17 protein-coding genes are annotated in these 15,722 nt (G+C 58.1%); 8 read left to right on the top strand and 9 right to left on the bottom strand.

The features are described 5' to 3' along the window. Positions 1 to 15 precede the first annotated feature (15 nt). Both PFY00_RS13560 and cobT read left to right on the top strand, forming a co-directional pair. Positions 16 to 441, top strand: a complete 426-nt coding sequence (locus PFY00_RS13560) for a hypothetical protein (protein WP_271433110.1) — start codon at positions 16 to 18, stop codon at positions 439 to 441. Positions 442 to 557: 116 nt separating this feature from the next. Then, positions 558 to 2,438, top strand: a complete 1,881-nt coding sequence (gene cobT / locus PFY00_RS13555; RefSeq protein WP_271433109.1) for a cobaltochelatase subunit CobT — start codon at positions 558 to 560, stop codon at positions 2,436 to 2,438. Between the two features lie 27 nt (positions 2,439 to 2,465). Here cobT and PFY00_RS13550 read toward each other — a convergent pair whose 3' ends face one another. Further along, positions 2,466 to 3,170, bottom strand: coding sequence for a cyclic nucleotide-binding domain-containing protein (locus tag PFY00_RS13550; RefSeq protein WP_271433108.1), 705 nt, complete (start codon positions 3,168 to 3,170; stop codon positions 2,466 to 2,468). 137 nt (positions 3,171 to 3,307) lie between these two features. Here PFY00_RS13550 and PFY00_RS13545 point away from each other — a divergent pair, with 137 nt between their 5' ends. The 3 genes from PFY00_RS13545 (at position 3,308) to PFY00_RS13535 (ending at position 6,296) form a co-directional block, all read left to right on the top strand. Next, entirely contained in the window at positions 3,308 to 5,092 is a 1,785-nt protein-coding gene (locus tag PFY00_RS13545; RefSeq protein WP_271433107.1) for an aminopeptidase P family protein, read from the top strand. A 56-nt stretch (positions 5,093 to 5,148) separates the two neighbouring features. After that, on the top strand, positions 5,149 to 5,493 hold the full coding sequence (locus PFY00_RS13540) for a DUF427 domain-containing protein (protein WP_271433106.1): 345 nt from the start codon (positions 5,149 to 5,151) through the stop codon (positions 5,491 to 5,493). A gap of 122 nt (positions 5,494 to 5,615) precedes the next feature. Further along, positions 5,616 to 6,296 carry an SH3 domain-containing protein gene (locus tag PFY00_RS13535; RefSeq protein WP_271433105.1) on the top strand — a complete coding sequence of 227 codons (681 nt, stop codon included), beginning with the start codon at positions 5,616 to 5,618 and terminating at the stop codon, positions 6,294 to 6,296. Between the two features lie 87 nt (positions 6,297 to 6,383). Here the strand turns inward: PFY00_RS13535 and hemE are convergent, their stop codons facing one another. After that, positions 6,384 to 7,415, bottom strand: coding sequence for a uroporphyrinogen decarboxylase (hemE, locus tag PFY00_RS13530; protein ID WP_271433104.1), 1,032 nt, complete (start codon positions 7,413 to 7,415; stop codon positions 6,384 to 6,386). 101 nt (positions 7,416 to 7,516) lie between these two features. Here hemE and hemC point away from each other — a divergent pair, with 101 nt between their 5' ends. Then, positions 7,517 to 8,476: a hydroxymethylbilane synthase gene (gene hemC, locus PFY00_RS13525; RefSeq protein WP_271433103.1), complete on the top strand. Its 960-nt coding sequence runs from the start codon at positions 7,517 to 7,519 to the stop codon at positions 8,474 to 8,476. 63 nt (positions 8,477 to 8,539) lie between these two features. Here the strand turns inward: hemC and PFY00_RS13520 are convergent, their stop codons facing one another. The 4 genes from PFY00_RS13520 to PFY00_RS13505 form a co-directional block, all read right to left on the bottom strand. Then, positions 8,540 to 9,514: a quinone oxidoreductase family protein gene (locus PFY00_RS13520; protein WP_271433102.1), complete on the bottom strand. Its 975-nt coding sequence runs from the start codon at positions 9,512 to 9,514 to the stop codon at positions 8,540 to 8,542. A 19-nt stretch (positions 9,515 to 9,533) separates the two neighbouring features. After that, on the bottom strand, positions 9,534 to 10,019 hold the full coding sequence (locus PFY00_RS13515; RefSeq protein WP_271433101.1) for a hypothetical protein: 486 nt from the start codon (positions 10,017 to 10,019) through the stop codon (positions 9,534 to 9,536). A gap of 11 nt (positions 10,020 to 10,030) precedes the next feature. Then, positions 10,031 to 11,014 (bottom strand): NAD(P)H-quinone oxidoreductase, encoded by a 984-nt coding sequence (locus PFY00_RS13510; RefSeq protein WP_271433100.1) that lies wholly within the window; start codon positions 11,012 to 11,014, stop codon positions 10,031 to 10,033. Positions 11,015 to 11,086: 72 nt separating this feature from the next. Then, complete coding sequence (locus tag PFY00_RS13505) at positions 11,087 to 11,767, bottom strand: COQ9 family protein (protein WP_271433099.1); 681 nt, start codon at positions 11,765 to 11,767, stop codon at positions 11,087 to 11,089. 113 nt (positions 11,768 to 11,880) lie between these two features. On the opposite strand from PFY00_RS13505, the gene rpsU reads away from it, so the two are divergent. Next, positions 11,881 to 12,087: a 30S ribosomal protein S21 gene (gene rpsU / locus PFY00_RS13500; RefSeq protein WP_007118112.1), complete on the top strand. Its 207-nt coding sequence runs from the start codon at positions 11,881 to 11,883 to the stop codon at positions 12,085 to 12,087. Positions 12,088 to 12,322: 235 nt separating this feature from the next. Here the strand turns inward: rpsU and PFY00_RS13495 are convergent, their stop codons facing one another. Together PFY00_RS13495 and PFY00_RS13490 are read right to left on the bottom strand one after the other, a co-directional pair. Beyond that, positions 12,323 to 12,610, bottom strand: a complete 288-nt coding sequence (locus tag PFY00_RS13495; protein WP_271433098.1) for an HU family DNA-binding protein — start codon at positions 12,608 to 12,610, stop codon at positions 12,323 to 12,325. A 143-nt stretch (positions 12,611 to 12,753) separates the two neighbouring features. After that, complete coding sequence (locus PFY00_RS13490; RefSeq protein ID WP_271433097.1) at positions 12,754 to 14,238, bottom strand: AMP nucleosidase; 1,485 nt, start codon at positions 14,236 to 14,238, stop codon at positions 12,754 to 12,756. An 81-nt stretch (positions 14,239 to 14,319) separates the two neighbouring features. Here PFY00_RS13490 and PFY00_RS13485 point away from each other — a divergent pair, with 81 nt between their 5' ends. Further along, complete coding sequence (locus PFY00_RS13485; protein WP_271433096.1) at positions 14,320 to 14,757, top strand: VOC family protein; 438 nt, start codon at positions 14,320 to 14,322, stop codon at positions 14,755 to 14,757. Here PFY00_RS13485 and PFY00_RS13480 read toward each other — a convergent pair. Beyond that, the gene (locus PFY00_RS13480; RefSeq protein WP_271433095.1) at positions 14,709 to 15,638 is read right to left on the bottom strand and encodes a LysR family transcriptional regulator; all 930 of its coding nucleotides are present in this window, start codon (positions 15,636 to 15,638) and stop codon (positions 14,709 to 14,711) included. The two genes, PFY00_RS13485 and PFY00_RS13480, sit on opposite strands and share 49 nt — an antisense overlap. Positions 15,639 to 15,722 lie beyond the last annotated feature (84 nt).

Here is a 15,722-nt window from a genome sequence, read left to right as displayed (position 1 = left end):
CCTATTGTGTTTCCTATGGGAAACACGTCGCAGAGATCCAGCCAGATCCGCGCAACGCTGATTGCACTTGCCGTCTCGGCTGCGGGCTACATGCCCAATCCTGCTGTCGCCGCTGGCGTCACTGAGCAGGCCGCATTTTTTGCCGCCTGCATGGGGCGCTACACCGCTCATCTCGATCACCAGCGCATGCACGGCCAAGAGGCCCCGACGGTGCGTGAAAAACGCGACATCTATGCCGACTTGCTCGGCGCGATTGAACAAGACGCTCACGCCGCCGGTCTGGATCCGTCAGGACTTTCGCAATTCCTGACCCGGGCACGGACGATGCAAGAACGGCTTTTGGTGGTCGCGCAATACCACGTTGACCCGCGCCGCGCGGATATAGCGGCGGCACAAGTCCGCCAACACATGCGCCAGTGCGATGCGATGATCCTTGGTTAACGGCCCCAGCCTTGCATAAGCAGCCGGAAACCGCGCTGTAAAAACCACGGCGCGAAGCCCTCGAACAGGGCACAAGGCTCTTGCCAATTGCCGCCGGACCGTGGAAACCATGATCCATGGCACAACAGTCCGACAACCCCGCCGATCCCTTTAAGAAAGCCCTTGCCGAGGCAACCAAGGTCATGGCCGACGACCCTGAGTTGTCAGTCAGCTACACGGTCGATCCATCCGGGGTATCGGGCGACTCAATGCGCTTGCCGCAAGTCAGCCGCCGTATGAGCCGCGACGAAGTCATGCTGGCGCGGGGCACAGCCGATGCGCTGGCGCTGTACCGTCGTTACCACGATGCGGGCACGCACGCCCGGTATGCACCGCCCGGTGACATGGCGCGCGAATTGTTCGAAGCCATGGAAACCGCCCGTTGCGAAGCCATGGGCGCACGCGACATGCCCGGCACCGCCGGAAACATCGACGCCAAAATTGGCCACGAAGCAGCGCGCCGCGGTTATGGCCAAATCACCGATCCGGCTGAAATCGCCCTGCCCGTTGCTGCGGGCTATCTAATCCGTCATCTGGCCACCGGACGCGACCTGCCTTCGGATGCGGCAAATGCGATGGAGCTATGGCGCGGCTTCATGGAAAACAGCGCAGGCGACACGCTGGAGAACCTGCAGGAAACGCTGGCCGACCCTGCGGCCTTTGCCCGGTTTGCCCGCCAGATCATCACTGATCTGGGCTATGGTGATCAGCTGGGTGATGACCCGGACCAATGGGACGACGAATCCGACGAAGACGGGCAGGAAGACGGGCAAGACGAAGAGGAACAGCCCGACAGCACAGGTCAGGACGACAGCGAAGGCGAAGAATCCGAAGCTTCGCCGGAACAGTCACAGGACGAAACCCAGGATCCGAGCCAGGCTCAGGTTTCAATGGACGAAGCCGCCGATCAGGAAATGGGCGAAGAAGTCGAGATGCCCGAAGGCGAGGCCCCTCTCGATCCACCCCCGCCCCCACCGATCTCTGAGGCGGACCCGGAATACACGGTCTACAGCACAGAACATGATGAAGAGATCGCTGCCGAAGACCTTGCAGAGCCTGTTGAGCTGGAGCGTTTGCGGGCCTATCTGGACCAGCAGCTTGAACCGCTCAAGGGCGCCGTATCGCGTCTTGCCAACAAGCTGCAACGACGGCTTCAGGCCCAGCAGAACCGGTCTTGGGAATTTGATCGCGAGGAAGGTATTCTGGATGCCGGACGCCTTGCCCGTGTCGTCGCCAACCCCACGACACCATTGTCTTTCAAAGTGGAAAAAGACACCGAGTTCCGTGACACAGTCGTGACCTTGCTGCTCGACAATTCCGGATCGATGCGCGGACGTCCCATTTCCATTGCGGCGATTTGCGCCGACGTTTTGGCACGCACGCTGGAACGGTGCTCGGTCAAAGTGGAAATTCTTGGTTTTACGACCAAGGCGTGGAAAGGCGGGATGGCGCGCGAGACGTGGCTGAACGAAGGGCGCGAACAGCAACCCGGCCGCCTGAATGATTTGCGTCACATCATCTACAAATCCGCAGACGCCCCCTGGCGCCGGACACGTGATAATCTTGGCCTGATGATGAAAGAAGGTCTGCTCAAGGAAAACATCGACGGCGAAGCGCTCGAATGGGCGCACCGGCGGATGGTGATGCGCCACGAGGCCCGCAAAATCCTGATGGTGATTTCTGACGGCGCTCCGGTTGATGACAGCACCTTGTCGGTAAACCCGGCCAATTATCTGGAAAAGCACCTGCGCGATGTGATCGACATGGTCGAACGGCGCAAACAGGTTGAATTGCTGGCTATCGGGATTGGCCATGATGTGACCCGCTATTACGAGCGAGCGGTGACCATTACGGATGTTGAACAACTGGCGGGCGCGATGACCGAACAGCTGGCTTCGCTGTTTGACAGCGATCCACGCGCACGCGCGCGCGTCATGGGTATGAAGCGCGCATCCTGAACGCGCTTTGACGGCCCGTCTGGTGGACTATGCAGACCGTTCGCGCGCCGCGATCGCTTCTGGAGTTTGCGTTGCAGCCGGAGCAACTGCATAGGCAACCTTCATGGCGAGATCCTTGGACAGCATGGCTTCGAGTGCCAGCTTGAAACGCGCCTTGCGCTCGGACCGGTGGCGCAGGTTTTGCACGTCCCAGACCAACACCTCTGATCCTGCGCTCAGCCACGTGGATGCTGATGATTTCATCCCGGTCATGTAGGCCACCTCACCGACGAAGACGCCCGCAGGCATGCGAAACCGTTCCCCTTGCTTTTCAATGCTCAGGGCGCCGGTGATCACGTAGTACAGTCTGTCCACGGCTGCGCCCTCTTGCGTGATCTGCACTTCGGTTTCGTAGTTTTCCCGATAGGCCTGATTCATCAGATCCTTGAAATCACCCGGCGGCAAAGCGTTAAAGCGGTCATAAAGATCGCGGTGTTTTTTCGGTATGATCCAGACCGAATGCTGCAGCCACAGACCAATGAACCCGACGATATTGGCGGCCAGCATCAAGGCCGACATGGCGATGGCATCCCAAAGGGGCTGCTCAGCCGCTACAAAATAGTACCACAGGTACAGGGTGGATCCCATGAACAGCAGCAACCTGAGCAACATCTGGTTGATGACAAGATAGCCCGCAACAAAGCAGGCCCCGGCCGCAAGCACCAGATTCTGCGGCGTAATCCACTCGCTCATTATGTCGCCACCTTCAACACGTTAACGCGGCAAACCATGACTCCGGCGACGGCCATCGCCAAGTGTTTTTTGTCAGACCCACTGGCCAGTTTGTGACAAACCGCTATCAATAAAACGCGCGCAACCGGAGAGGCCCCATGTTTCAGACATTCCAAGAAACCGCATCGCCCGAACAAGGGCCCGCGCGCCTGCAATCGTTGCGTGCCGCAATGAAGGCGCAGGGTCTGGACGGCTTTCTTGTGCCACGCGCGGATGCCCACCAAGGCGAGTACGTGGCGCCCCATGATGAACGGCTGTCCTGGCTGACGGGCTTCACAGGATCGGCGGGCTGGTGCGTTGCGCTGCAGGATCGCGCAGGTGTCTTTGTCGACAGCCGCTATCGCGTTCAGGTCAAGGCACAGGTCGCCGATTGCTATGAACCTGTCGATTGGCCCGAGGTTTCCTTGGGCGACTGGATCGCCTCTGCTCTGCAATCCGGAAGGGTTGGGTTTGACCCATGGCTTCTGAGCCTTTCACAGCGCCGCACACTCGAAAAGGCACTGGCCAAGAACGCGCCAGAGATTGCACTGCAAGCCTGCGCCAATCTGGTGGATGAAGTCTGGTCAAATCAGCCCCCTGCCCCTGCTGGTGCTGTCTTTGCGCAGCCGGTGGATCTGGCGGGCGAACCCCATGAAAGCAAGATCGCCCGGCTGGCCAAAGACATAGGCCCGGCGCATTGTGCCGTTCTGACCTTGCCTGACAGCATTGCCTGGCTGCTGAACATTCGCGGCAGTGACATTCCACGCAACCCTGTGCCACATGGGTTTGCGCTGTTGCACAACGATGCGCGCGTTACGCTTTATATGGACGCTGGCAAACTGGAAGGTCTGAGCGATCACTTTGGCCCGTCGGTCCAAGTGAAAGCGCCCGATGCGTTCTTGTCCGATCTGGCGGACCTCTCAGGCCCCGCGATGATTGATCCGGCCAGTTGCCCGGTCGCAGTCGTCGAGGCGTTGCCCCATGATCCCATCGAAGCGCCCGACCCTTGCGCGCTGCCCAAAGCCCGCAAAAACGCCGCAGAACTGGCGGGCGCACGCGCTGCGCATTTGCGGGATGCGGCGGCCATGGTCCGGTTTCTTGCTTGGCTGGATCAGACCGCGCCGGGCGAATTGACCGAAATCGACGTGGTCACGCGCTTGGAAGAGGAACGCCGTGCAACCAATGCGCTCAGAGACATCAGTTTTGAGACGATCTCAGGCTCTGGTCCCAACGGTGCCATTGTTCACTACCGGGTGACGGACAAGACAAACCGCAAACTTCGGGAAAACGAGCTGCTTTTGGTGGATAGCGGCGGCCAATATGTTGATGGCACCACTGACATCACCCGTACCGTTGCCATCGGCACAGCCGGTGGCACCGAACGCGCTGCCTTTACCCGGGTCCTCAAGGGAATGATCGCAATTTCACGACTGCGGTTTCCCAAAGGAATGGCAGGGCGGGACATTGATCCCTTTGCACGCGCCGCCCTGTGGGAGGCCGGAATGGACTATGGCCATGGCACCGGCCACGGCGTTGGCAGTTACCTGTCTGTCCACGAAGGCCCCGCCCGTATCGCCAGCTCCGGAACCGTGCCTTTGGAAGCCGGTATGATCCTGTCCAATGAGCCCGGTTTTTATAAGGAGGGCGCCTTTGGTATTCGCATCGAAAACCTGATCGCGGTCGAAGCAGCCAGCGCCCTGCCTGGCCAGACCGTTTCAGAGATGCTGAGCTTTGAAACCTTGACCTGGGTTCCCATCGATCTGACCCTTGTAGACCCCGATTTGATGACCCCGCAGGAGCGTGACTGGCTGAACGATTACCATGCTCAGGTGCTCAAAATGGTCGCGCCCCTGCTGGATGAGGCTACACAAGACTGGCTTTTGAACGCCTGCCGCGCTATTTGACACGTTCGCGTTACATCCCTTTTGTCAGAAGGGTGGTACAGACGAAGGGGGACGTTATGAGCACAACGATCACGATCACACCTGCAGGCGGCACATGGACAATCCGGGCCGGCGGCGCCGTTATTGGCGAAACCAATGGCGCGCTTGAACTGAACGAGGGGAACTTGCCCCCAGTCATCTACTTTCCCCGTGATGACATTGCGATGGCCTTTCTGGATTCGTCAGACAAGACGACAGAGTGCTCGCACAAGGGTACGGCCAGCTATTATTCGATCGTTGCCAAGTCCAAGACATATGAAAACGCTGTCTGGTCATACGAGTCGCCCAAGGACGATGTCGCCGCAATCGCGGGCTACCTTGCGTTTCACGAGCAGGATGGCGTGACAGTAGAACAGGTTTAGGAAAACCGCGGTCAAACCCAATACTCTGTAATCAAATCGCTTTTCCGGCTGATATTGTATATCAACGGCGAAAGCGCGCACCTTTTGAGCATGAATTTTCGAACTGCTCGAAAGGAATCGCCATGCTTCGTCTTTTCACCTTCTTATTTGCCATTTTCATAGGCAGCGCTGCTGCAGCCACCCAGGCATGGGTCAATGCCCCCAAAGATGGATTTCTCAATCTGCGGACCGGTCCCGGCACGGCCTATCATGTGATCGACAAGATGCCCCACCGCAGCAAAGTTCATGTTCTGCACGCACCGGGCAAGTGGGTTAAGTTGCAGAACGCCCACGGTACAATTGGCTGGGCGCACAGCGGATGGCTGTCCAAGCACAAACCACATCCGATCAAGCACCTGCCACCAAAACCGGATGCCGTTGAATATACCATGTGGGTGCATGCCCCGGCCTACGGCGCTCTGAACCTGCGACGTGGAGCGGGAAAACATCATCCCGTGATCATGAAAATGATGCAGGGCAGCAAGGTCAAAGTGCTTGGTAAAAAGGGCAAATGGTTCTTTGTTCGCCACGTGTCAGGCCACGTCGGCTGGGCGCATTCGGCCTATTTGTCAAAGCGCAAGATGCCAACGGTCCGCCAACATCCCGGCTATTCGCAACTGCACGAACCGCATCAGCCGTCAAACCGCGACCTGCGTGACGCCATCCGGACCTGCAAACAATTGCCCGAAGCGCTGTTTCACGCCTGCATGGCCCGCGAACGCGCCCTGTTGATGGCAGAGCGTAGCGCGCGTCAGCACTGGTAACCTGTGCCACTCAGACCTTCGGCAGGCCCGCGCCTGCCGAAGCCTTGTTTTGTCTGGCTATACCGCAAAGCCGATCGCAATTTCCGGTCAGGCTGTTTCCCGAACCGTGTCGATCATCAACTTGACGTTCTCCGGATCCGCATCGGGCGTAATTCCATGGCCAAGGTTGAAAATATGCGGTCCTTTTGAAAACGCCTGCACCACGCGCCGTGTTTCGCTAACCAAGGCATCGCCGCCTGTCACCATATGCGACGAAGCAAGGTTGCCCTGGACACAGCCACCGGGCTGCACATTCTGCGCCGCCCATTCCGGGGTCACACTGTCGTCCAGAGCCACGCAATCGGCGCCTGTCGCCGCATGGAAGCCTACGTATTTGTCACCGGCCTGACGCGGGAACGCGATTACGGGCAGATCCGGGAAACGCGCCTTCATCTCTTTGGTGATGATCCGCGCGGGTTCCAGAGCATAGCGTTCAAAGTCCTCGCCCTTGAGACTTCCTGCCCAACTGTCAAAGATCTTGACCACTTCGGCCCCGGCCTCAACCTGCTTGGACAGGTAATCAATGGTCGATTCTGTCAACCTGTCGATCAACTTTTCAAAAAGCGCCCTGTTCTCTGCTTTCAGCGCATGTGCCGGTCCCTGATCCTTGGTGCCCTGCCCCGCAATCATGTAGGTGGCGACAGTCCACGGCGCGCCCGCAAACCCGATCAGCGTGGTTTCCTTGGGCAGCTCGCGCGACAGGATCCGAACGGTCTCATAGACCGGATTCAGCGTGTCATGAATCATGTCACCCCGACCCAATTTATCGAATTCAGCATCCGTGGTGACCGTGGTCATGCGCGGGCCTTCGCCCGTCACAAACCAAAGATCGACGCCAAGCGCCTGAGGCAAAAGCAAAATATCGGCAAACAGGATAGCCGCATCAAACCCATATCGCCGGATTGGCTGCAAGGTCACTTCGGCGGCCAGTTCGGGGTTGTAGCATAAAGACAGGAAATCACCGGCTTCGGCGCGCGTCGCCCGGTACTCAGGCAAATATCGGCCTGCCTGCCGCATCATCCAGATGGGCGGTGTCGGCAGAGTTTCACCAGCAAGGGCACGCAAAATCGTCTTGGTCATGGGGCATTCCTTTTGTCCTTCCCCCTGCGTTGCCTCTCAGAAGCGCTATGTCAAGACAGAGGGCATTGTCAGGGCAAGTTGACACGTCTAAACCTTGAGACATGACGCTTCAACTCCCCACTCCCGACTCTCCGCTCAAGATCGGAACCCGCGGTTCACCGCTTGCATTGGCGCAAGCCCATGAGACCCGCGACCGGCTTGGCACTGCTTTTGACCTGCCGCCCGAGGCCTTTGAGATCGTCGTGATCAAGACCACAGGTGACGACCGCAGCCTGATTGATGCCGATCGCCCGCTGAAGGAAATCGGAAACAAAGGCCTGTTCACCAAGGAAATCGAAGAAGCCATGCTGTCGGGCGCGATTGATATCGCCGTGCATTCGATGAAAGACATGCCGACCGTGCAGCCTGACGGGTTGGTGCTGGACTGTTATCTGCCTCGCGAAGATGTACGGGATGCCTTTATCAGCCCCGAGTTTTCATCCCTCCACGATCTGCCACAGGGGGCAACAGTGGGCTCTTCGTCACTGCGCCGCCGTGCGCAGTTGCTCAATCGCCGCCCTGATCTTCAGGTCGTAGAGTTTCGTGGCAATGTCCAAACGCGTTTGAAAAAGCTGAACGAAGGCGTGGCCCGAGCAACCTTCCTCGCCATGGCCGGGCTCAACCGGATGCACATGGACGAAGTGCCGAAACACGCAATCGACACAAACGACATGCTGCCGGCAATCGCACAGGGCGCCATCGGCATCGAAAGACGGATCTCCGATGACCGCTGCGCAGAAATGCTTGGTGCGATTCACGATCTTGAAACCGGTCAGCGGCTGGCTGCGGAACGGGCTTTCCTCTTTGCGCTGGACGGCTCGTGCGAAACGCCCATCGCCGGATTGGCAGAGTTCTCATCCGAAGGCCTGCGCCTACGCGGTGAAGTGCTGCGACCCGACGGCTCGGCCTCGCATGCTGATGAAATCAGCGGCGCTATTGCAGATGGCCCGGACATGGGAAAGGCGCTGGCCGAACGGCTTCTGGCCGCAGCCGGTCCTGGCTTTTTCGACTGGCACGCGTAGGCGGCGGATTCTGGGACGGTGGGCGGGGCGCATTTCGGCCCCGCCGAAACAGCGCCGTTCCCGTCAAAGCGTCAAAATGGTCTGCCCGGTGGTCTTGCGCGCCTCGAGCGCCCGATGCGCCTCGGCTACGTCTTCAAGGGCAAACCGTTGCGATATCTTGATCTCAACCGCCCCGGACTGGACCTTGTCGAACAACATCGCCGCCATATCCTGACATGCCTGATGATCCGCAATATGTGTGAACAGTGTTGGGCGGGTGATCTTGAGTGAGCCCTTCGGGCCCAGCAGACCAATATTAAATGGCGGCACAGGGCCTGATGCGTTTCCAAAGGAAATCATCATACCCAAGGGCTTCAAACTGTCCAACGATCCTTCAAAGGTGTCTGCACCAACCGCATCCATAACCGCATCCACGCCCGCGCCATCTGTCAGCTCCTGCACACGGGCGGCCCAGTCTTCAGTGCGATAGTTGATGCAGGCATCCGCCCCATGGGCGAGCGCCAGAGCGCATTTTTCATCAGTGCCCGCGGTTCCGATCAGTCGAATGCCCTCAGACCGGGCCCACTGGCAGGCGATCAATCCGACTCCGCCGGCCGCTGCATGAAACAAAACGGTATCGCCCGCCTTCAGCGGTGTGGTGCGATGAAAAAGGTACTGAACCGTCAGTCCCTTGAGCATCATGGCGGCGCCCTGCTCAAAACTGATCTCATCAGGAAGCTTGCACACCTGCGCGGCAGGCATCACCCGCGCTTCGCAATAGGCCCCGGGCGGCATGGAGGCATAGGCCGCCCTGTCGCCCACGGACAGGTGTTTCACGCCTTCTCCCACAGCCTCGATCACGCCGGAGGCTTCCATCCCCAGAGCTGCAGGCATCTGGAGTGGATAAAGCCCGCTGCGCTGATACACATCGATAAAGTTCAGACCGCAGGCCTTGTGCGCGATGCGCACTTCGCCCTGTCCCGGCTCACCCACCGGCCGGTCAACCAGCGCCAGCGCATCTGCGCCGCCGTGTTCTTCGATGATGACTGTGCGCGCCATGCGAGCCTCCCTCAGTTGTTCATTCCTTCGGCGAAAAGATGTTCCGCTTGGCCAAATGGGCAAGGTTGGAATTCAGAATGAAGCCTTTCTCGCCTTTGCCTCGCATATGTCCCAACGTTCCGATCAAAACGGCAAATCCGGTCGCAATCATCGGGACCAGCACGACCGCCAAACCAACCAACAACACCGAAAAGATCAGCTTGGCACCAGAACCGCTTGCGTCAAACGGGTTCAAGATGAACGCAAGAAAAACCAATACCAACAAGGCCACGAGACCCGTCAGAACCGAACCCAAAACCTTGGATGTCGGAACACCCGCTTCGGCCATGGTGCGTTCGACCAGGAACTTCGAGCGCAGGTTGGCAAAATCCAGAACAGATTGGACTGCGGTTCCCAGAAATGGAACAAAAGCCGCTGCTTTGACCCATTTATTATTGTTGTACTTCAGTCGCTCTGTGGCTCTCACGAATTTGCTGACATCATCTTCTGCAAAATCACCAGACATAGTCGAACCTCTTACTCTATTTTCAACACGATTTTCCCAATATGCCCCGAGCTTTCCATGCGCGTATGCGCGCCCGCAGCATCCTCCAGCGGATATTCGGAATCCATCACAGGCGCAATTACCCCTGACGCCAGAAGCGGCCAGACTTTTTGCCTCAGCGCATCGGCGATGCGCGCCTTGGCCAGATCGCTCTGCGGTCTGAGTGTGCTGCCTGTGATGGTCAGTCTGCGCATCATGACCTGCGCAAAATTGAGCGCGACCTTCGGACCTTGCAAAAACGCAATCTGGACCAGCCGACCGTCATCATCGAGCGCACGGACATTGCGCGGCAGGTAGTCGCCCCCAACCATATCAAGGATCAGGTTCGCGCCTCCTTCGGCGCGCAAGACCTCGACAAAATCCTCTTGCTTATAGTCGATGGCGCGTTCAGCCCCCAGATCCACACAGGCCGCACATTTCTCTGCTGTTCCGGCTGTCGCAAACACCCTTGCGCCAAACTGATGGGCCAGCTGGATCGCTGTTGTGCCGATCCCGGATGAGCCGCCGTGAACCAGAAACCGTTCACCGGCCTGCAAGCCGCCCCGTTCGAATACATTGGTCCAGACCGTGAAATAGGTCTCTGGCAGGCACGCGGCCTCTTTCAGACCCAGCCCATTGGGCACCGGCAGACAGTGCGCGGCGGGTGTTGCGACGTATTCGGCATATCCGCCGCCCGGCAACAAGGCGCAGACAGCATCCCCAACCAGCGGCCAGGATACCCCTTCGCCCACGGCAACAACCTCGCCCGAGGCTTCCAATCCCGGCAGATCAGAGGCACCAGGCGGCGGTGCATAGCTGCCAGCGCGCTGCAGAGCGTCGGGTCGGTTCACACCTGCATAGGCAACACGTATCACGACCTGCCCGTGGCCCGGTTGCGGAACCGGGCGGGTACACAGCTGCAAAACCTCGGGTCCGCCTGCTTCGGTGATTTCGATTGCCCGCATTTGTTCTGCCATGTCGCGCCCTTTCTGACTCAAACCTTTGGCTGAGACTGTGACGCAATCAGGCAGCGGCAGCAATCAATCTGCTTATATTCCGCCACCGCCGGGCAGGTCCCCGCGGCGCGTGGCACTTGGCGCTTTGATCGACGACAGAATGCGTCCCGGCCCAGCCATCAATTTCGAGACAAGCGGGTTTCTTGCAGCCGCCGCTTTGGCGCCTTCAAACCGCATCACATCCTCGATCCGGCGATCCAGAAAATCCCAGGTTGCTTGGTTGTCCAGCGAATCGTCGCCAAGCCAATACAGGACTGTCGAAGAATAGACCGCCGACAGCGTTGCTCGTTTTGTGTAATAGTTGAAATCGCGGCTGGTATCGCCAAGCGCGTTCCAAATCGCGTCAGAGGTTCCCCAAATAAGTTTGGCCCCATCCGCAGCATAAAGCGGAAGCGCGAACAGAGTCGTGCCGCGCCGCACTGCTTCGCGATCATCCACTGCTTCGATTCGAGCACGCACAGCAAAGATCACCTTTTCCCGAAACCGCATCCCATCCAGCGTCGCGGCCTCCAGGCGGTCCATCATCTGGGCGTCGCCGCGTTTGTGATAGGCAATCGCCAGATCAACGGCCCCGCGCGGAAACAGAGCCTTGGCAACAACCGGATCAACAGCACTGTCCTCGACCGCGGCTTTGAACGTGGTTTCAGACCATCCATCAAATGGAACATGCATCAAAGCCGCATCCAGCAGCGCTTGTTTCATATCATCGTTCATCGTCAGGCCTCCGGCTGCGTTTCCTATACTCTAGACAAAGTAGCGGCTGTTTGCTATGCGGCCACTTCCTGCAAATCCTTGCAACTCAAATCTAGAAAGGTGGTGACAACCACATGCAGGTAAGTGTTCGCGACAACAACGTCGATCAGGCGCTCCGTGCCCTGAAGAAGAAGCTGCAGCGCGAAGGCGTTTTCCGTGAAATGAAGCTCAAGCAGCATTTCGAGAAGCCGTCCGAGAAAAAAGCACGCGAAAAGGCCGAGGCGATCCGCCGGGCCCGCAAGCTGGCACGCAAAAAAGCCCAACGCGAAGGGATGATGTAAGCTGCCGCTGGTTTCCAGCACTAAAACGAATTGACAACCCCCGGATGCATTGCGCAACCGGGGGTTTTCTTTTGTCCGCACAATGGCGCGAAACGATCCGCCCCCAAATCTCTGATGCATTTACACGCAGATCGCGGCCAGCCTGGCAATTGTCGCAATTCTGAGCGGGTCGTCATGGAACGAAAAAGGGCTGCCTGATCGGGCAGCCCTTTTCCAAAATTCCGGTTTGAACGACTTAGTCGTTCACGCTGTCCTTCAGCGCCTTCGCAATCGTCACTTTGACCTGCTTGTCAGCTTCTTTCTTGAACTGCTCGCCGGTGGCCGGGTTGCGCACCATGCGCTCTGGGCGCTCACGGCAGTAGAACTTGCCGATACCGGGCAGGGTCACTGCGCCGCCGCCGGACACCTCAGAGGTGATCAGGTCGGTCATTGCGTCAAGTGCCGCGCTTGCGGTCTTCTTGTCAGCATCCATTTTTTCAGCCAGCGCGGCAACGAGCTGGGTCTTGGTCATCGGCTTCGCCATTTCTATGGTCTCCTTCACTGCCCACCAGTTGGGCCTCTGTCGCAAGATAAAACCGGATATAGGCGCAAAACACAACGCCTAGTGGTTCCAGAATATGCGATTTATAGGGGTTTTTTGGCTGATTTTGCCGAATTTCCCCTGCGTCAGAGGAAGGCAGTCTCTTCAAAGCTGCGCAATTTCCGACTGTGGATTCGCTCAAGTGGCATTTCGCGCAACGACTCCATCGCCCGAATCCCGATCATCAGATGCCGTGCGACCTGCGTTTTGTAAAAGTCGGAGGCCATGCCCGGCAACTTCAGCTCACCATGCAGCGGTTTGTCCGATACGCACAAGAGCGTTCCATAGGGAACGCGAAACCGAAAACCGTTGGCGGCAATCGTCGCGCTTTCCATATCCAAGGCAATGGCCCGCGACTGGCTAAGGCGCTGCACGGGCCCTTCGTGTTCGCGCAGCTCCCAATTCCGGTTGTCTACAGAGGCAACAGTGCCGGTACGCATCACGCGCTTTAGGTCAAAACCGGTCAACTGGGTTTCGCCCGCTACCGCGCCTTCGAGCGCGATCTGAATTTCGGCCAAAGCGGGAACCGGCACCCAGACCGGCAGGTCATCGTCCAACACCTTGTCTTCGCGAAGATACGCGTGGGCGAGCACGAAATCACCCAAAGATTGTGAATTCCGCAGCCCGGCACAGTGACCAACCATGACCCATGCATGGGGCCGCAAAACCGCCACGTGATCTGTCGCGGTCTTGGCATTTGACGGCCCGACGCCGATGTTGATCAAGGTGATACCAGCGCCGCCCTTTCGTTTCAGGTGATAGGTCGGCATCTGGGGCATCTTGGCTGTCGGGGGAATTTCGGCATCCGGATCCGATATTTCGACGTTCCCAGTGCTGACAAAGCTGGTGTAGCCGCTGTTGGGATCGGCAAGCTGCGCGCGGGCATAGGCCTCAAACTCGGACACATAGAACTGATAGTTCGTAAAGAGAACATGGTTCTGAAAATGGTGAGGTTCCGTCGCCGTATAATGAGACAAGCGGGCCAGCGAGTAATCCACGCGCTGCGCTGTGAAAGGGGCCAGCGGACGAGCCCCGTCTTCGGCGGGCTGCGCGACACCGTTTACGATATCGTCGTTCGTCGTCTCAAGATCCGGCACGTCAAAGACGTCACGCAAGATAAAGTCCGCCGCGCCCTCTTGTGGAACGGTGATGTCCCCATGGTTGGCAACCGCGAAATGGACCGGCATGGGCGTATCCGACACCCCGATCTGCACGCAAATACCATGATGCGTCATCAGCAAACTGATCTGTTGCCTCAGGTAATGCCGGAACATCGCCGGTCTGGTGACCGTCGTTGCGTAGATCCCCGGCTCTGACACGTGACCGAAACTCAGGCGGCTGTCGACCTTGGCAAAGCTCGTGGTTTGAATACGGATTTCGGGATAATACGCCCGGATTCTGGTACCGGGATGACCACTTTCCATTGCGGACTGAAATTCGCGGCGCAGAAAATCGCAGGCCAAATCATAAAGATCACAAAGCTGATCGACCGCCTTGTCGGCGTCTTCAAACATCTGCGGCTGTGGTACGTCCGGTGTCTTTGTTACCGCCGTGGCCCGGTGATCCTGCATGATTTACTCCGTCTTTTCATTATTGGCGCAGGTTGACAGTTTGCGGGGCGGGCTTCAACCTCTGGCAGCAAGGGGACGCCAATGGATTACGATACCGTTTCAGCCGATGCCTTTGGCGCCAGCCTGCGAGGCATGGGGGTCAACCTGCTCGTGCGGGATGTCCAACTACATTGTTCAATGCTTAGCGCCGTATTCGACATGACGGCGCATCAGATCAGTGCTGACTTTGCCATTCTACGATATGGGACTGCCGTGTTTCAGCTGCACGCAGACGGGACCTATTCCGCAAACCCTTATCTGGGCCTGCTGCCCGAAAATCCGCCGCGCGGTGCCGGTGCTGAATTACGCCTCTATGATACAGACCCTGATGTTGCCGCAGCCCGCGCCGAAGACCACGGCATGACGATTCTTCAACCGCCGACGGACAAGCCCCACGGTCTGCGTGAATGCTATCTTTTGTGCCCGGACGGTTATGCTTGGGTGCCGTCACGACCTTTGGACGGGGCTGCAACAAGATAAGGCTCAATCTCTCTTAGCAACGTTTCGACAAATTCGGCACCAACGGATGATAGCGGACGCGCGCTAGAGGTGATGATCGCCATGTCCATCAAGATGCGTGGCCGGAACGACCGCGAGACGAACCCGCCGCTGTTGTCGAACTCCATCGCAAACGGATCAAGCAAAGCCACTCCCATCCCTTCTTTTACAAAACTGAGCAAATTACGGAAAAGGTGGGAATGAACCCTTGGCCTTAGTGGCACGCCGGAATTCTGGAACGCTTCGCGCAAACGGCGGTGGGTCATGTGTTCCGACCCCATCATGATGAAAGGCTGGCCTTCCAGCAACTCGGGCGTCAGTTCGTCATACTGCGCCAAGGGGTTGCCTTCTGGCAGTGCGATACGGGTTTCAAAATGCAAACGCCGTACAACAAAGCCATCGTGCAGCAAGGGCATCTCGCAAATGCCGATCTCGAACAATCCAGCCGCGACCCATTCCTGAATCTTGGTTGAGTATTGAGACTGGAACGAAATTGCCAAATCCGGACGGCTTTGTGAGAACCGGGCAATGACGCGCGGCAAGAAATCGAACGACATTGAATGCTGGCACGCGACCTGAAGCTGGCCGGCCTGTTTGTTTTGCAAGTCCGAAACAGCCTGCGCCACATGATCGAGGCCGCGCACAACTGTATCCACCTCTCTGAACAACACCTCTGCTTCGGTGGTGGGAACCAAGCGGCCTCGCTTTCGGTCGAACAGCGAAAACCGCACCTCTCGCTCCAACTGCCCGAGCAGGTTGGAAAGGCCCGGTTGCGAAATGCCAAGCTGCCCAGCCGCGGCGGTGACCGTCCCTGTTTCAATGACGGCGTGAAAGGCCTGAAGTTGGCGAAAGCGTAAGGACATGCCAGACACCATAAATTTATGTGATACCTGATGTAAATATTTGTATTGGAAATGATGATCTTCCCTTGGCACTCTGATTGGGCA

Origin of the sequence: Thalassococcus lentus (assembly GCF_028023555.1) — a bacterium.
GTDB lineage: Bacteria > Pseudomonadota > Alphaproteobacteria > Rhodobacterales > Rhodobacteraceae > Thalassococcus_A > Thalassococcus_A lentus.
The sequence above is the reverse complement of the archived record's forward strand: the minus strand, read 5'-3'. Positions and strand labels throughout refer to the sequence as shown.

What these genes read in the sequence shown, in the direction of transcription:
- cobT (WP_271433109.1), top strand. Translation starts at nt 558, where the DNA reads ATGGCACAACAGTCCGACAACCCCGCCGATCCCTTTAAGAAAGCCCTT.
- PFY00_RS13490 (WP_271433097.1), bottom strand. Translation starts at nt 14,238, where the DNA reads ATGCAGGATCACCGGGCCACGGCGGTAACAAAGACACCGGACGTACCA.
- PFY00_RS13545 (WP_271433107.1), top strand. Translation starts at nt 3,308, where the DNA reads ATGTTTCAGACATTCCAAGAAACCGCATCGCCCGAACAAGGGCCCGCG.
- PFY00_RS13485 (WP_271433096.1), top strand. Translation starts at nt 14,320, where the DNA reads ATGGATTACGATACCGTTTCAGCCGATGCCTTTGGCGCCAGCCTGCGA.
- PFY00_RS13505 (WP_271433099.1), bottom strand. Translation starts at nt 11,767, where the DNA reads ATGAACGATGATATGAAACAAGCGCTGCTGGATGCGGCTTTGATGCAT.
- PFY00_RS13560 (WP_271433110.1), top strand. Translation starts at nt 16, where the DNA reads ATGGGAAACACGTCGCAGAGATCCAGCCAGATCCGCGCAACGCTGATT.
- rpsU (WP_007118112.1), top strand. Translation starts at nt 11,881, where the DNA reads ATGCAGGTAAGTGTTCGCGACAACAACGTCGATCAGGCGCTCCGTGCC.
- hemE (WP_271433104.1), bottom strand. Translation starts at nt 7,415, where the DNA reads ATGACCAAGACGATTTTGCGTGCCCTTGCTGGTGAAACTCTGCCGACA.
- PFY00_RS13510 (WP_271433100.1), bottom strand. Translation starts at nt 11,014, where the DNA reads ATGGCAGAACAAATGCGGGCAATCGAAATCACCGAAGCAGGCGGACCC.
- PFY00_RS13515 (WP_271433101.1), bottom strand. Translation starts at nt 10,019, where the DNA reads ATGTCTGGTGATTTTGCAGAAGATGATGTCAGCAAATTCGTGAGAGCC.
- PFY00_RS13495 (WP_271433098.1), bottom strand. Translation starts at nt 12,610, where the DNA reads ATGGCGAAGCCGATGACCAAGACCCAGCTCGTTGCCGCGCTGGCTGAA.
- PFY00_RS13520 (WP_271433102.1), bottom strand. Translation starts at nt 9,514, where the DNA reads ATGGCGCGCACAGTCATCATCGAAGAACACGGCGGCGCAGATGCGCTG.
- hemC (WP_271433103.1), top strand. Translation starts at nt 7,517, where the DNA reads ATGACGCTTCAACTCCCCACTCCCGACTCTCCGCTCAAGATCGGAACC.
- PFY00_RS13550 (WP_271433108.1), bottom strand. Translation starts at nt 3,170, where the DNA reads ATGAGCGAGTGGATTACGCCGCAGAATCTGGTGCTTGCGGCCGGGGCC.
- PFY00_RS13540 (WP_271433106.1), top strand. Translation starts at nt 5,149, where the DNA reads ATGAGCACAACGATCACGATCACACCTGCAGGCGGCACATGGACAATC.
- PFY00_RS13535 (WP_271433105.1), top strand. Translation starts at nt 5,616, where the DNA reads ATGCTTCGTCTTTTCACCTTCTTATTTGCCATTTTCATAGGCAGCGCT.
- PFY00_RS13480 (WP_271433095.1), bottom strand. Translation starts at nt 15,638, where the DNA reads ATGTCCTTACGCTTTCGCCAACTTCAGGCCTTTCACGCCGTCATTGAA.